Here is a 14639-nt window from a genome sequence, read left to right as displayed (position 1 = left end):
AGCGCACGACGTGCCCGACCCAACCGAGGGAGACTCGACGCAACAGCCGTTCGATCCGGCCTCGCAAGGCGCGGATCTCGACTACGTTGCGGATTCAGTCGATCATGACGTCGCCGCAGACGTAACCGCTGCCGCGCCCGCAGGGCCGCCGCCGGGACGCAAGCGCACGATCGCGATCGCGGTGGCCGCGTGTCTCATCGTGCTGGTCGGCGCCGGATTCGCGGGATTCGTGCGCGACCGCGGCCGCGAAGCGTTTCCGGGCCTCTTCGAGCCTGATCTCACGCAAGTATTTGGAAAACCGAAATTGCGCGTGCTCGTCCTCGGCGAAGACGACAATTGGACCGGGAACGACGAAGTGTACACCGCCCTCTCGCGGTCCGACACGAACATCGCGGTCTCGATCGATCTCAAGAGCAAGAATATCGGCGTGCTCTCGATTCCGCGCGACCTCTGGCTGGACATACCGAAATCCGGATACGGCAAACTCAACGAAGCGATCGCCGATGGCGGCCCGGAGCGCACCGAAGCGACGCTTGTGAAGAACCTTGGCACGCCCGACTTCGACTACTACATGGTGTTGAAGATCGACGCCACGAAGAATCTCGTCGACGCGATCGGCGGCTTGGACGTGAACGTCGAAAAAGACATGGACTACGACGACAGCTGGGGCCACTTCCATGTGCACCTGAAAAAAGGCTATCAGCACCTGAACGGTGATCAGACGGTCGGCTATATACGCTATCGTCACGACGAAGAGGGCGATTTCGGCCGCATGCGCCGGCAGCGGCAAGTCATGCAGATCCTCGCCGCGCGGCTCAAAGACCCATCGATCGCGCTGCACGTGCCGCAGCTTCTTTCGATCGTGACAAAGAATGTTCGCACCAACATGCCATACGACAAGATGCTCGCGCTCGCATACGCCCTCCGCGACATCACCCCGCAAATGGTGCACACGGGTGAGGTACCAACCGACATCGGCTACACCGATGGCCAATCGGTGCTCTATCTGCAGCCGCAAGCATCCGCGCAGATCGTGCACAAATATCTCGTCGTCGGTTTCGATGGTTCGTTCGACCCGTCGACCGTGAGAGTGAAGGTCGAGAACGGGTCCGGCAGGCCGGGCGCCGCGGCCGCGATGGCCGACGCGCTGCGTCAAAAAGGCTTCACGGTGATCGAGACCGGCAATGCGAAGCGCTTCGGCGCGGCGCACACCTCGATCGTCGGGCCGAATCAGACGATCCTCTCCATGGTCGCAAAAGATGTGCCGGTGGCTAACATCAAGACGACCACGGGACCCGTGGAAGGCGGCGACGTCGAGATCGTCGTGGGCCAGGACTATCGCATTCAATAGGGCATGGCGCTGGGCGGCCGTCATCGCGATTGCGATCGTGACGGTCATCGTCGCGCGGCGCTGGATACACCACGCGCAACTCGAACTCGTGCCGGTCATCGTTCCACCCACGACGCCGGCGACGGAAATCGTCAATCCTCCAGCCGCCTCGATCGCGGCCCGCATGTGGCTCGACGTCCGCGACACGTTCTCCCATCCGGCGCGGCAACGGCTTGCGGTGTTGACGTTCGACGATGGTCCGTATCCGGTGACGACCCCCGTCCTGATCGATCGGTTGAGCGAATTGCGCGTGCCTGCCGAGTTCTTCTTCATCGGCCGCGACGCGCGCGAGCAGCCTGCGATCGCATCGCAAGCGATAGCGGCGGGCGTGGGCGTCGGCAATCATTCACTGACGCATCCCGAGATGTCGACGCTTCCGTATTCGAACCAAGCCGAGGAGATCGCCGACGGCGCTGCGGCTATTCTTGCGGTCACGGGTGTGCGGACGACGTATTTTCGCCCGCCGCACGGCAACTATAACGCCGATACGATCGCAGCGGCCCGAGCCGCCGGCGAGACCGTCGTCCTCTGGGACGTCGATCCGGGTGACTGGCGAACGGTGACGCCGGATCAAATAGTCGACGCGGTGACCGCGCAGGCCAAGGCGCCGGCGGTCATCATCCTACACAACGGAAAAGACGCGACGGTCGAAGCGCTTGGACGGATCGTGGCGTCGTATCGCCAAGCCGGTTTCACGTTTGTCTCGCTCGACGAGCTCCGGCAGCGCGTGCCTCTGGCTGAGATCAACGACCCGCAGCGCGTCCCCATGTCAAAAATCTGAAGGGGCCAACGGTAGCCGGCCCAAATCTCGAAGACCTCATGCGTCGTCAAATAATCAAGACTCGCCCCCGCACGCCCTACATCATCGCGCGTATCGTGATCATTGTAGCGCTTCTCGCGGCCGCGGTGGCCGGCGGAGAATGGTATTCCGCCCACCACCACGCGCATGCAGTGGCGCCATGGCAGGAACAGGTTTTTTCCGGCATGAACTCGCCACGCCCGCTCCGACCTTCCGGGTGACGAGCATGCAACTGTTGATCAAGGGCAAGAACCTTCGCGTCACCGATGCACTGCGCGAGTATGCCGAAGAAAAGATCGGACATCTCGAACACTACATCGATCACGGCATCATCGACGGCCACGTGACGATGCGCACGGAACGCAACGACCAGATCGTCGACGTCACGCTCAATCTTCGCCACTATCTCATCAAAGCGGAAGAACGATCGCCGGACATGTACGCATCGATCGACTTGGTGCGCGACCGGCTCGAACAGCAGATCCGCAAATATAAGACGCGCCGGCGAGAACGGCACCATCGCCAAAACGGCAGGATCAGCGCCGCTGAAGTCGGGCTTGCCGCTGTCGAGCCTGAAGAGAGCGCAGACGATGTCCCGAGTGCGCCCCGCATCGTCCGTTCGAAGCAGTTCGCCGTCAAGCCGATGGACGCAGAAGAGGCCGTGCATCAGATGGAACTGCTCGGCCACGATTTCTTCGTCTTCTTGAATGCCGAGACGGAACAAGTCAACGTCCTCTACAAGCGCAAAAGCGGCGACCTGGGCCTGATCGAACCCACGGTCTAACACGCCCTCGTTCTACCGAAGGGGCCGACGCCAGTCGGCCCAGTTCATTTTCGCCGGGCCGACTAGCGTCGGCCCCTTCAAACAAGTCGCCCCCTCCAAACTAGTGGGGGCCGAGCTAGCCGGCGCCGAATATACCAAGACCGTATGCTCATCTCACTCGTTCTGGCAGCCGCGCTCATCGTTCCCGATGCCGCGCGCCTGCCGGCCAGGTGCAATGCCACCGCGATCGCCCGCGTGATCGCCGTCTGCGCCACGCAGCACGTCGCCGATCGCCCGGCCGCGCGTCTCAACCACGACGTCGCCGCCCCGAGCGAGGCGCTCGTCCGGCGCGAGGCACCTCCGATTCCCGCACCCTCATCTCTGGCAGTCCAGCTCCGGCGTTAAGACGGCGCGGCCCTCATCACCGCCGCACTCGATCTCAAAACGCAACCGGAGGAACCGCAAACCTTGTCTGTATTCACATCGATCAAATCGTGGGTCGACGGAAACGACCGCGAAGTCGCACGCCTGCGCAAAAGGGCGCTGCGCATCAACGAGCTTGAATCGTCGGTCGCGCAGCTCAGTGACGAAGATCTGGCGCGCAAGACCGTCGAATTCCGCGAGCGGCTCGAACAGGGCGCGACGCTCGACGATCTGCTCGTCGAAGCGTTTGCCGTCTGCCGCGAGGCGGCCAAGCGAACGCTCGGCATGCGTCACTTCGACGTCCAGCTCATCGGCGGCATGGTCTTGCACGAAGGCAAGGTCGCAGAGATGCGCACCGGCGAGGGCAAGACGCTCGTGGCAACCCTTGCGATCTATCTCAACGCGCTTGCGGGCAAAGGCGTGCACTTGGTCACGTCCAACGACTATCTCGCGAAGCGCGATGCCGAATGGATGGGTCCGATCTATCGTTCGCTCGGCCAGAGCGTCGGCATCATCCAGCATTTCTTGCCGCCGCACGAACGTCGCGCGGCGTACGCGAGCGATATCACGTACGTCACGAACAACGAAGCGGGCTTCGACTATCTGCGCGACAACATGGCGCCGCGCGTCGACTATTGCGTGCAGCGCGACCTGAACTACGCCATCGTGGATGAAGTCGACTCGATCTTGATCGATGAGGCGCGCACGCCGCTCATCATCAGCGGGCCGCCCGAAGCCGTCCTCGGACCGAACTTCAAAGATCCGACCCACATATACGAGCAGTTCGCGCGCAACATCATGCCGCAACTCGTGCGCGACGAAGATTACACCGTCGACGAGAAGATGCACGCCGTGCCGATCACCGAAAAAGGCGTCGCTAAGGTCGAACGGCTCCTCGGCGTGCAGAACCTCTACGACACCGTGAACCTCGAGCTGACGCACCAACTGCAGGCGGCGCTCAAGGCGAAAGAGCTTTTCCGCAAGGACGAGCAGTACGTCGTGCAAGATGGCCAGATCATCATCGTCGATGAGTTCACCGGCCGGCTCATGCACGGCCGGCGCTACTCAGACGGCATTCACCAGGCGATCGAAGCCAAAGAAGGCATCAAGGTGAAGAGCGAGGATCAGACGCTCGCCACGATCACCTTCCAGAACTATTTCCGCCTGTACAAGAAACTCGCCGGCATGACGGGTACCGCGAAGACCGAGGAGCGCGAATTCCGCGAGATCTACGGCCTCGACGTACTCGTGATTCCGACGAACCAAGCCGTCGCGCGCCGCGACCACGACGACGTCGTATACAAGAACGAAGAGCAGAAGTTCAAGGCCGTCATCAACGAGATCGTCGAGCGGCACAAGGCCGGGCAGCCGGTGCTTGTGGGCACTCGGTCGATCGAAAAATCCGAGCGTCTTTCCGGCTACCTCTCCAAGCGCGGCATTCCGCACAACGTGCTCAATGCGAAATACCATGAAAAGGAAGCTGAGATCATCAAAGATGCCGGCCTGCCCGGCAAAGTGACGATCGCCACGAACATGGCCGGCCGCGGCGTCGATATCAAACTCGGCGAAGGCGTGACCGCTGTCGGCGGCCTGCACATCATCGGCACGGAGCGTCACGAATCGCGGCGCATCGACAATCAGCTGCGCGGCCGGTCGGGTCGGCAGGGTGATCCGGGCTCGTCTCGCTTCTATGTCGGACTCGACGACGAACTCATGCGGATCTTCGGCGGCGACCGCATCAAGGGCATCATGGAATCGCCGCTCTTCAAGCTCGAGGACGACACGCCAATCGAGGCGGGCATCCTCACGAAGAGCATCGAGAACGCGCAGAAGAAAGTCGAAGCGCACCACTACGAGAGCCGCAAGCACGTCCTCGAATACGACGACGTCATGAACAAGCAGCGCTCGGTGATCTACGCGGAGCGCCGCAGCGTGCTGGAAGGCTGCAATCTCCGGCCGTCGCTGACCGAGATCGTTCGGCTGAAGAGCCAGCAAGCCGTTGATTCGAACTGCGCCGACACCGTGCATCCGCACGAGTGGGATCGCCCAAGGATCATCGCCGAACTCGAGCAGTCGGTGCACGGCATTTCCAAACGAGTCACACCCGAACAGTTGCTGCCGCTCTCCAAAGAGGAGATGGTCGATCTGCTCGCGCGCGAAGGCGACCAGATCTATACCGATAAGGAAGAGCGGATGATCACGCGCTATCCGCAGCTCGAAGAGCAAGGGCTGCGCGACGGTCTGCGGATGCTCGAGCGCGGCACGATGCTGCAGATCATCGATCGGCTCTGGATCGACCATCTGTACACGATGGACAGTCTCAAACAGGGCATCGGCCTGCGAGGCTGGGGTCAGAAAGACCCGCGCGTCGAGTACGAAAAGGAAGCATTCGAGCTCTTCGAAGATCTCAAGGTCACGATACAAGACGACTTTCTGCAGGCGATGTATCAGGGCGATGATTTCCACATCGTCGTGCAGCCGCCGCCACCACCGGCCGGTCTTGCACCCGAAACGCAGCAAGCAAACGGCGCCGCATTGCCTGCGGCCGAATCTGCACCGTTTGAAACCGCGGGAGCAACTGCTGGAGCAGCAGCCGGTGCGATGGCCGCAGGCCGAACGCTGCCGCTCGATCCAAACGCCGCGAAGCGCTTCGACCAACTTCGTTCAAACCGCGACGACACCGCGCCGCGACAACCTGTTCGCAAGACCGAAGGCGCACGCGTTGGCCGCAACGATCCGTGCCCATGCGGATCCGGCAAGAAGTATAAGAAATGCCACGGCGCATAACGCTGCTCGGCCTACTTCTGAGTTATGTGTGCCTAGGCTGTTCTGGTAAGACGGCTTCTCAGGTCTATGGAGCGACAGCGCCCACTGGCTCTTGTTTGGAATTTCTTCCGACGACAGCATATTTCAAAATGCAGCACTTGTCAGATTTGGATCGCCGTTGGATGTTGGCCATTATTAAGTCGCTCCCGGTCGCAGATCAGAAGCAGGTTAGGTGGACGCGAGTATCAACTGACGGCAGACGGTACGCAGTGCTGTACATCAACGAGGTCTCACAGCCCCCTGTCGTCATCGCGGACCGATTTGGACCGCCACACGTGATTGACCGCAGATACGCAAATGCAGCTCTGCAACACATGTACGTCTGGCCTTGCAATGGAACAGAGTTCGCAGGCCCCCCCAACGCGTGAGTTGAGGCCGATCGGCCGTTTTGTCATCAATTGTGCTTCACAGGGCTATTAATGCGAATGCACGCCCGACTCGGAGGGCCTCTATCACGCCCTTAAACGGAGGTCTCAATCAAAATGATTCCATTAGGCCGCTCAATTCTCGCGTCGATGTTCGTCACGGCGGTTGCACTTGGTGCCAGGGGTGATCCGCTACCGTCGGCGACGACATCGCCAGTCGCGATATCTTCGCCAGATTTCGTGGGTGACTCGAGGCCAATCCTAACGATGGGCGGGAACTTTGCGGCCGTAATGGTCACGGCGTGTCAAGAATTGACACGCCAATACCATGTCGCATGCAGCGACAAGTCGATTGTCGGAGGCAAGATTGCCATCTTTGACCGCGGCGACCACTACAGCGTCCTTTTCCTTCATGAGCCGCCCCGAACTCTTGACGATTTCTACGCCGAACCGGTTTACAAGTGATGGTTTTCTGGCATCTGATCTACGGAGCCCGCGTCAAGTAGATTCCGCATGCAGACTGGTCGCGCCAGCCACCGAAGTTCCTTCGTGGTCGGCGTCGACGCCGTGGCGACGGTTGAGAAGTAGGAAAACGATATCCTCGCCCAGGTGAGCGCTCAGCGCGAGTTATCCAGCAACCTGGCCGTCGACGGCGCCTGAGTCAAGCCGGAACCTGTGAAAACCCCACGTCTCGCTCGCATCAACTTGCGAAATATTACGCTGCAAACCTCACAACGTTCGCGCTCGGCCTGCAAATTTGCGATGCGGAGTTACGTCTCAAATCATCGGGCTAGCATTCGGCGCGTTTGAACGTCGCAGATTCCACAATCCGTACGCCGAGAGGATCGCGGAGAAGGCGGAGGTCACGGCGAGCGCGAGGAGAGTCCAAACGAAGAAAAATGTTCCGCTGGACTCGGCGAGGGCTCCGGCCGGCAGTCCTCCGGCTCGGTTCACGTGAACGGTAAAGACTACCAGTCCCGCGATCGATCCGAGGAGCATGATCACGTGCCCCGATCGCCGATCGGCGAGCACGAGCGACCCGTATAGCCAGATGACGAGGACAGCGATTGCCACGACGTTCAAGACCGGGGACCTATCGGTCCCATAGACGATGTCATCCGTAAAATGAAGCGAGAGGAGGATGATCGAGAGCACGGACGTGGTGGTTAAGACGGTGCTGCGCTTCATGCGAACTCCTCGGTCGGAGGCGGTAACTTCGGATATCTGACGTTGGAAACGCCGACACTAATATGTCAGCTGAACCAAGAACTCTCCGCTCCATAGGGTTTCAAGGTTAGCCCGGCCCCAGCCGCTCTGTCCGATATACATGCTTGTGAGCCGCCAGTCTGCAGGGTTTGAGTCCATCAGCCCATCGGGAGAGCCCCCGCTGATGAGCGCTCTTAAGCGCGGGGCGAGGTTGATGCCGTTCATAGTCAGCGCGTCTCCTTGATTGAGGAGATTATGTCCATAACTCGTGATGGGGTCGCCAATGCAGTACGGTTGGGTGCCCTGGCAAAAGAATTCAGTCGGCGGACCAGAGACACAGCCCTGCCCGGGCAGGGTGCCCTGGTAGCATTCTAAGGCGACCTCCAGCTGGTAAAAAAGAGTTTGGCCTGTTGTCGAATTGAAGATGAGAGACGGTATGACTTGGCTCTGATTCACTCCGCATTCAAAACTCGACGTGGATTGGGATGCCGCCAAGACCGTAATGGTTCCCTGGAAGTCAAGGTTTGTGATCTGATCCAAAGTGGGAATGGCTCCGCTGGGATAGGCGCCGGCCGGTAGAATACCACTCGGATTTGTCTGGACGAACCCTGGGCCGTTTGGCTGAAGAAAGAAATCAAACTCTTGGGGGATTGAGCCGCAGTACGTCGTCGCGGTTTGACCTAAGGTAGTCGAGGTCCAAGTCGCTGAAGCTGGATTACTTTGAAAAGTCACTGACATGGGATCATAGGCCGTCGCCAATGTGGATGAGGTGTATAGAGTCTCGGTCGACGAAGGACTTGTGATCACAAAAGGCTTCCAGTTCACCCCAGACTGTTGGCCCCACGACAGGACATTCCAATTGGCGCCAGAGCCGGTTGCATATACGACCGGATAAGGGAACAGAGTGCTAAGGAGAGCAAAGTTGTTCGTGGCATTGAATGGTTCTACGATGCAATTGCCTGTGCAACGCTTGACCGGAGGCGGCGGTGCAACACCTGCAGATCCGCCGCCGCCACCGCACGCCGACAGTTGAAAAAGCGAACAGAGCGTAAGACCTTCAGCGAACAACACAGCGAAGCGAACAACGGCATACTTCCGGTTCATCGGAAAACCTCCGTAGGGATCGACTTCCCGGTTCTTGCGCAAAGCCAATGACTGAAAGCCAATCTACCACACTTGTGTTAGTCAGCGTGTGCGACTTCGGACCTGCAGGTGATTTCACATTCCGGGAAACGTCGGTGACGTCCTAATGTCGGATCTTCCTAAGCCCGGAAATCGCCTCTGGCGCCATCCTGACTTCGCGAGGCTTTGGACGGGCCAGACGATCAGCCTGTTTGGAAGCAGCATCACCGCGCTCGCACTCCCCAGCGTCGCAATTCTCACGCTGGGTGCACATGCATACCAAGTCGGCTTACTGGAAGCCGCTCAATTCTTGGCGTTTCCCATGTTGGGATTGCCCGCTGGCGTTTGGGTAGACCGGTTGCCCCGCAGAGCGGTCATGATCACCGCCGACGTGGGTCGCGCCATGGCGCTCGGATCCGTTCCCCTAGCCTGGGCCAACCATATGCTCACGCTCGGGCAGCTCTATGTTGTTGCGCTCGTCGTCGGCGTCCTAACCGTTTTTTTCGACGTGGCATATCAATCGTATCTGCCCACGTTGATCGATCGGGTCGACTTAATAGAAGGCAATTCGAAACTGGAGATCAGCCGCTCGGCTTCAGATGTGGCCGGCAACGGTTTCGCGGGCATTCTCATACAGTGGCTTGGCGCTCCGCTGTCCGTCCTCGTTGATGCGCTGTCGTTCATCGGTTCAGTGGTCGGTCTCGCGGCTATTCGGAAACGCGAGGTAGTGGCATCTTCCTCCGCGATCTCAACCGGGTTCTTTCAAGAGCTTCGCGCCGGCGTCGAAGTAGTTTACAAGAATCCGGTCTTGCGCAACATAGCAGCATGCACGGCCACAAGCAATCTCGGCAGTGCTATGATCGGAGCCGTATTCCTGATTTTCGCGTACAGAAGTCTGCATCTCGCACCAGCGCTCGTGGGCGGCGTGCTTGCGTTTGGGAATCTCGGCGTTGCGGGCGCATTTCTTGCCGCCGGCATTGCACGTCGGTTTGGATTTGGCAAGACGCTGTTGCTGACCAGCATCATGGGCGGGGTCGGCATCCTTGTCACGGCGCTCGCCGCTTTCGGCCTTCCCATGATTTTCTTGTTGCTAGCGCAACTGCTTCAATCATTTGCCTACCCAGTCTACAATGTCAATCAGGTGAGTCTTCGCCAAGCCATCGTCGCACCGTCACTGCAAGGCCGGATGAACGCAACGATGCGCACGATAGTTTGGGGGACGCTGCCGATCGGCAGCGTACTCGGGGGAATAATCGGAAGCACGATCGGCGCGTTGCCGACAATCGTGATCGCGGGGCTTGTGTCCTTGGCAGCGGCTTTGTGGATCCGCTTTAGTGCCGCCTTTCGGTTCACCAGCATACCAACCGCTTGACGACAGGATATCGACAGTCCGGGAAACGAACCGCCACGCCTCACGCATCTCAGAGAAAGGTCATACATGTTGGAGTTGCAACCTTACCTTTTCTTCTACGGCAAGTGCGAAGAGGCGCTCAATTTCTACAAGAGCATCTTTGGCGGCACGATCGACTCGCTCATGCGCATGAAGGAAGCGCCGCCCGAAATGCCCGCGCCGCCGAACTGGGGCGACAAGATCATGTATGCGCGGTTCGAATCGGGGGCGGTGAAGTTCAGCGCTTCGGACGGACGCCCCGACACGCCGAACGTGGACGGTAACATCTCGTTATCGTTATCGACGCGCGATGAAGCTGAAGCGACGCGGATCTTCGACGCGCTTGCCAAAGGCGGCGAAGTCGAGATGCCGCTCGGCGAGGTGTTCTGGAGCGCCAAGTTTGGCGTGCTCAAGGACAAGTTCGGTCTCGAATGGTTTGTCAACTGCGAGAAATAGCAGGCCGTCGCACCCGCTCACAGAGCGAACAAGCCAAAAGAAAATCGGCCGCCCCAAAGGCGGCCGATGGCGCATAACGACGCTTATGTCGATTTAGTGGCAGATCGGCCCCGCCCCGTGCGTGAACGTGCCGCCGAGCGAGTAGAATCCACCGGTACCTATTGACGGGCTCTGGCGATAGAACCACGAGAAGAACGCCAAGTCTTGAACCTCGTAGGTGAACCCGTTGTCAGTCACATTGAACGTCGTGCCGCTCAAGGGGTCGCCGACCTCGAGGTTGTTCTGGCAGCCCGAAACTTGACCGGTGTGGCCCCACGCGGGCGTTGGATTGTTGCCGAGCGGATCGTCCATCCACTCGCCGATCTCGTGGCTCAACGTCGCAGTATTCCAGCCGTTGAAGATACCTTGATCGACGTACGCAGACTCGCTGTAGGTCTGCGTGGCGGTTCCGCCATTGATACCGACCGCCTCGTGGTAGCCGAGCGTGCAGCAGTTGCTCGGGCTGTTCTCAAACAGAACCGTGTTGTAGTTGATGCCAAGCGCCAAGTCGCCGGGCTTGTTCACAAATTGCTTCAGCGCGGCTTTGTAGCCGGCGTCAAACCAGCTGAAATTCACCTCGCCAAGAGGCGGGCAGCCTCCTTGGCTTTGCGTGAAGCCTTCATTGGAAGGTACGGTGACGTCGAACAGAATCGTGCCGTCTTGTTTGAGCACCACGTGATAATTCGTGCTCTTGACGTATTTCCAAAAGTTGGCGCGTTGGAAAGCATCTTCGAACTGCGTCTTGCCGACGTTTTGGCCGTTCGAAATATAGTCGATGTTGTTCGCGATGATGGGCGAACCAAGCACGCGCGAGACGACGGAATGGCTGTCTCCGCATCCGGGCAGGATCGGGCTGAGCACGACGCCGTTTGAGAAGTGGAAACGAAGTTCGACCAAAACGAATTTCACCGTCGTGCTGCTCTTCTGCGTGAGCAACGGGCTCGTACCAACCATCTTGAAGGCATATTTCTTTTGATTGACGGGCGAGACGATAGAAGCGCTCCAAAGCGGAACGGTCTTACCGGTGGCTGCCTGCGTGTCGAGAGTGGTCATGTCGACGCCGTCGGGCGGAACGACTCGGTATATCTCTTTATAGTTGTGGCGCTGCGCCCACGTGGAGGTTTGCGCTGGTGTCGCAACGAGATGAGATGCCTGGAACGAGGGCACTGCCGCGACGGCCGACCGGCCGCTTGCGAGCGCGACAAAAGCCAATGCCAAAATCACCAACGACGATCGAGTCGTGCGTACTGTCACCGGTGTCTCCTTCTTAACAAAAACTCAGACAGCGGCCATAGACCGGCGCGCTATTGCTGACGATGCCTGGCTTGCCGCAAATCGGCGCGCCTCCCTCCGGACTTTCGACCCAGGCCTGCTGTGCAATGCTCTAGCTGTCGCTTGCCGTCTAAGGTTTTCATGTTCACGCTATCGCGGGCAGTTCGCCGGATATTCGCGCCGAAAGGTCTCACGACGATGCGGTAGGCAAATGCAATGCGAGAGCGGCCATCTTCCGATGATGGCCTCCTGAGTTGGCAGCGCATCGATCTTCAGTCCGCCGATTTTCGAATTCCTTGAGACATCGGCGGGTCCGCGGACGGCGGACCATGAAGGTCCGCCCTACATCCGATGAGACATATGAACGAGCAGTTGAAGACCGATCTCGCGCGTATCGACGACCGCCTGCAGACGCTGCGGGTGCGGCTTTGACTATGCCGAAAAAGTCCGAACCGTAGACGAACTCGAACGGGAAACCCACGACCCATCCTTTTGGAACGACGCGCAAGCCGCCCAGAAGCACATGAAACGGCTTGCCGACATTCGCTCGGACATCGACCCATTGACCGCTCTGGGCGTGCGCTCCGCCGAGCTCTCTGAATTCGCGCAGCTATCGGACGCCGAGCCCGCGCTCGAGGCGGAGATCGCGGCGGCGGTCGCGGCGCTCGCAAACGATATCGACGCAGCCGAAATGACGGCCGTCTTCGACGGCGAGTACGACTCGCACGACGCGATCGTGAGCATCCACGCGGGGGCGGGCGGCACTGAAGCGTGCGACTGGACGTCGATGCTCTTGCGCATGTATCTCCGCTGGGCGGAGCGGCACGGCTACCGCGCTGAGATCGTCGACAGTCTTGACGGAGACGAAGCCGGACTCAAAAGCGTGACCATACTCGTCCAAGGCAAGAACGCATATGGCTACTTGGAGAGCGAGCGCGGCGTGCATCGGCTCGTGCGCATCTCGCCGTTTGACGCTGCAAAGCGGCGCCACACTTCGTTCGCATCGGTCGACGTGACGCCGGAACTCGAAGAGACGGATAAAGAGCCGGAGATCCGTCCGGACGAGATCGAGATCGAAACATATAAGAGCGGCGGCGCCGGCGGTCAGTATGTCAACAAGACCGAGAGCGCGATCCGCATCATCCACAAGCCGACGGGAATCATCGTCGCCTGTCAGACGGAACGTTCGCAGCTCGCAAATCGCAACCGCGCGATGAAGATGCTTGCGGCCAAGCTCGCGCAGCGCGAGCGCGACGAGCGCGCCGCGAAACTTGCCGCGCTCACCGGCCAGAAGAGCGCGATCGAATGGGGCAGTCAGATCCGTTCGTATACGCTGCAACCGTATACGATGGTCAACGATCACCGCAGCGACGTCAAAATCACCGACGCGCAAGGAGTGCTCGACGGTGACCTTGACCCATTCATGTGGGCCTATCTGCAGGGACGCAGGCGCTCGAAGTAGCGCCCGCGGTCAGGAACGGTGGAGGGCCATGCCTTCCGCGTTCAAGATGTAGATCTGGTCGGCGTGCCGCTGCCCGAGCAAATTCTGATCGTAGTAGACTTTGACGAGCATATTCCGCTGCAGGCTCGTCATCTGATACGTGGTCTTGCCGTCCGACGAGAACAGCTTGTTGAACTTCGGCAGGATCAGAAAGCTAAGGGTCTGCGTGGCCTCCGTGTTGACCACCTTGATGTTGTTCGTGGAGACGTGGACGACGTAACCGGTCCAGATCTTATCCACGGCAGCGGCCGGCGCGGCCGGCAACAACCAGGACGCCACTGCTAGCGATAGAACGAATAGCAAAAATTTACGTTTCATAGCTGTTTTATCCCCATAATTTCGAGCGCGTAAACACTCGGTAGCCAGAAAGGTTAAGGTCATATGACCGGCATCGCTTTCGTCGTAGCGGCATTGATCGCTCTTAACGGCTCGCCGCAGCCCATGGACTCACCGGCGCCCGCGCCGCCGGCCGCGACGGCGCAACCCGCGCCGGCGATGTCAGCCCCCGTTCCGGCTCCGGCAGCCACACCCGCGAGCCCCGTGCAAGTCGAGTCGTGTAACGTGTCATATAACGGAAACGTGCTGGTCGGAACGACCGGCAAGCTCGTGATCAATTTCACGAACTATGGAAGCGTCGCGGCAGACGTCATCCGCTTTCACGTGCAGTACGGCGATCAGAGTCTCTTCATCCGCGACGTCGGCACGTTTTCGCCGGGGATTGAGATACAGCACAAGTTCAGTTCGTTCGAAGGCGACTTGCAGCTCTCACCGCTACTGACCGGTCAGAAGCCGGTGATGTGCACGGTCGCCTGGTCGCACTTTGTCAACGGCACGATCTGGCCAGCGGCTGCGACGACACCGTGAGATAGGGCGGACCCTTGCGGTCCGCCAGGCGAACCATAAAGGTTCGCCCTACAGCGAAGCCAGGCGAACCATAAGGTTCGCCCTACAGCAAAGAAAAGGTTCGCCTCACCACCCGCCCGAAAATACCACACGTATCAATCCCGCGGTTCGCTAGAGATAGACCAATGTGCGAGCACGACGGGGAAAGGGGGGTGGTCGCCGTCAGTACAGACAGTCCGCGTTT

General features: G+C 59.6%; 13 protein-coding genes. 9 read left to right on the top strand and 4 right to left on the bottom strand.

The window, feature by feature from the left end:
- Nucleotides 1-10: 10 nt before the first annotated feature.
- From VKT51_09340 to secA, 5 genes are all read left to right on the top strand, one after another.
- Entirely contained in the window at nucleotides 11-1351 is a 1341-nt protein-coding gene (locus VKT51_09340; GenBank protein HLJ84360.1) for an LCP family protein, read from the top strand.
- Between the two features lie 37 nt (nucleotides 1352-1388).
- Entirely contained in the window at nucleotides 1389-2171 is a 783-nt protein-coding gene (locus tag VKT51_09335) for a polysaccharide deacetylase family protein (protein ID HLJ84359.1), read from the top strand.
- Nucleotides 2172-2415: 244 nt separating this feature from the next.
- Nucleotides 2416-2973, top strand: a complete 558-nt coding sequence (raiA, locus tag VKT51_09330; GenBank protein ID HLJ84358.1) for a ribosome-associated translation inhibitor RaiA — start codon at nucleotides 2416-2418, stop codon at nucleotides 2971-2973.
- A 144-nt stretch (nucleotides 2974-3117) separates the two neighbouring features.
- Nucleotides 3118-3357, top strand: coding sequence for a hypothetical protein (locus VKT51_09325; GenBank protein ID HLJ84357.1), 240 nt, complete (start codon nucleotides 3118-3120; stop codon nucleotides 3355-3357).
- 63 nt (nucleotides 3358-3420) lie between these two features.
- Complete coding sequence (gene secA, locus VKT51_09320; GenBank protein HLJ84356.1) at nucleotides 3421-6162, top strand: preprotein translocase subunit SecA; 2742 nt, start codon at nucleotides 3421-3423, stop codon at nucleotides 6160-6162.
- A gap of 1181 nt (nucleotides 6163-7343) precedes the next feature.
- Here secA and VKT51_09315 read toward each other — a convergent pair.
- Nucleotides 7344-7754 carry a hypothetical protein gene (locus tag VKT51_09315; GenBank protein ID HLJ84355.1) on the bottom strand — a complete coding sequence of 137 codons (411 nt, stop codon included), beginning with the start codon at nucleotides 7752-7754 and terminating at the stop codon, nucleotides 7344-7346.
- A 57-nt stretch (nucleotides 7755-7811) separates the two neighbouring features.
- Entirely contained in the window at nucleotides 7812-8924 is a 1113-nt protein-coding gene (locus tag VKT51_09310; protein HLJ84354.1) for a hypothetical protein, read from the bottom strand.
- A gap of 97 nt (nucleotides 8925-9021) precedes the next feature.
- Here VKT51_09310 and VKT51_09305 point away from each other — a divergent pair, with 97 nt between their 5' ends.
- Together VKT51_09305 and VKT51_09300 are read left to right on the top strand one after the other, a co-directional pair.
- The gene (locus tag VKT51_09305; protein HLJ84353.1) at nucleotides 9022-10266 is read left to right on the top strand and encodes an MFS transporter; all 1245 of its coding nucleotides are present in this window, start codon (nucleotides 9022-9024) and stop codon (nucleotides 10264-10266) included.
- Between the two features lie 69 nt (nucleotides 10267-10335).
- Nucleotides 10336-10740, top strand: coding sequence for a VOC family protein (locus VKT51_09300; GenBank protein HLJ84352.1), 405 nt, complete (start codon nucleotides 10336-10338; stop codon nucleotides 10738-10740).
- 93 nt (nucleotides 10741-10833) lie between these two features.
- Here the strand turns inward: VKT51_09300 and VKT51_09295 are convergent, their stop codons facing one another.
- Nucleotides 10834-12033: a hypothetical protein gene (locus VKT51_09295; GenBank protein HLJ84351.1), complete on the bottom strand. Its 1200-nt coding sequence runs from the start codon at nucleotides 12031-12033 to the stop codon at nucleotides 10834-10836.
- A 400-nt stretch (nucleotides 12034-12433) separates the two neighbouring features.
- On the opposite strand from VKT51_09295, the gene prfB reads away from it, so the two are divergent.
- On the top strand, nucleotides 12434-13513 hold the full coding sequence (gene prfB, locus VKT51_09290) for a peptide chain release factor 2 (GenBank protein ID HLJ84350.1): 1080 nt from the start codon (nucleotides 12434-12436) through the stop codon (nucleotides 13511-13513).
- A 9-nt stretch (nucleotides 13514-13522) separates the two neighbouring features.
- Here the strand turns inward: prfB and VKT51_09285 are convergent, their stop codons facing one another.
- Entirely contained in the window at nucleotides 13523-13870 is a 348-nt protein-coding gene (locus VKT51_09285) for a hypothetical protein (GenBank protein ID HLJ84349.1), read from the bottom strand.
- Between the two features lie 63 nt (nucleotides 13871-13933).
- On the opposite strand from VKT51_09285, the gene VKT51_09280 reads away from it, so the two are divergent.
- On the top strand, nucleotides 13934-14416 hold the full coding sequence (locus VKT51_09280; GenBank protein HLJ84348.1) for a hypothetical protein: 483 nt from the start codon (nucleotides 13934-13936) through the stop codon (nucleotides 14414-14416).
- Nucleotides 14417-14639 lie beyond the last annotated feature (223 nt).

It is taken from the genome of Candidatus Eremiobacteraceae bacterium (assembly GCA_035295225.1).
In the GTDB taxonomy this organism is placed as follows: Bacteria; Vulcanimicrobiota; Vulcanimicrobiia; order Eremiobacterales; family Eremiobacteraceae; genus JABCYQ01.
The sequence above is the reverse complement of the archived record's forward strand: the minus strand, read 5'-3'. Positions and strand labels throughout refer to the sequence as shown.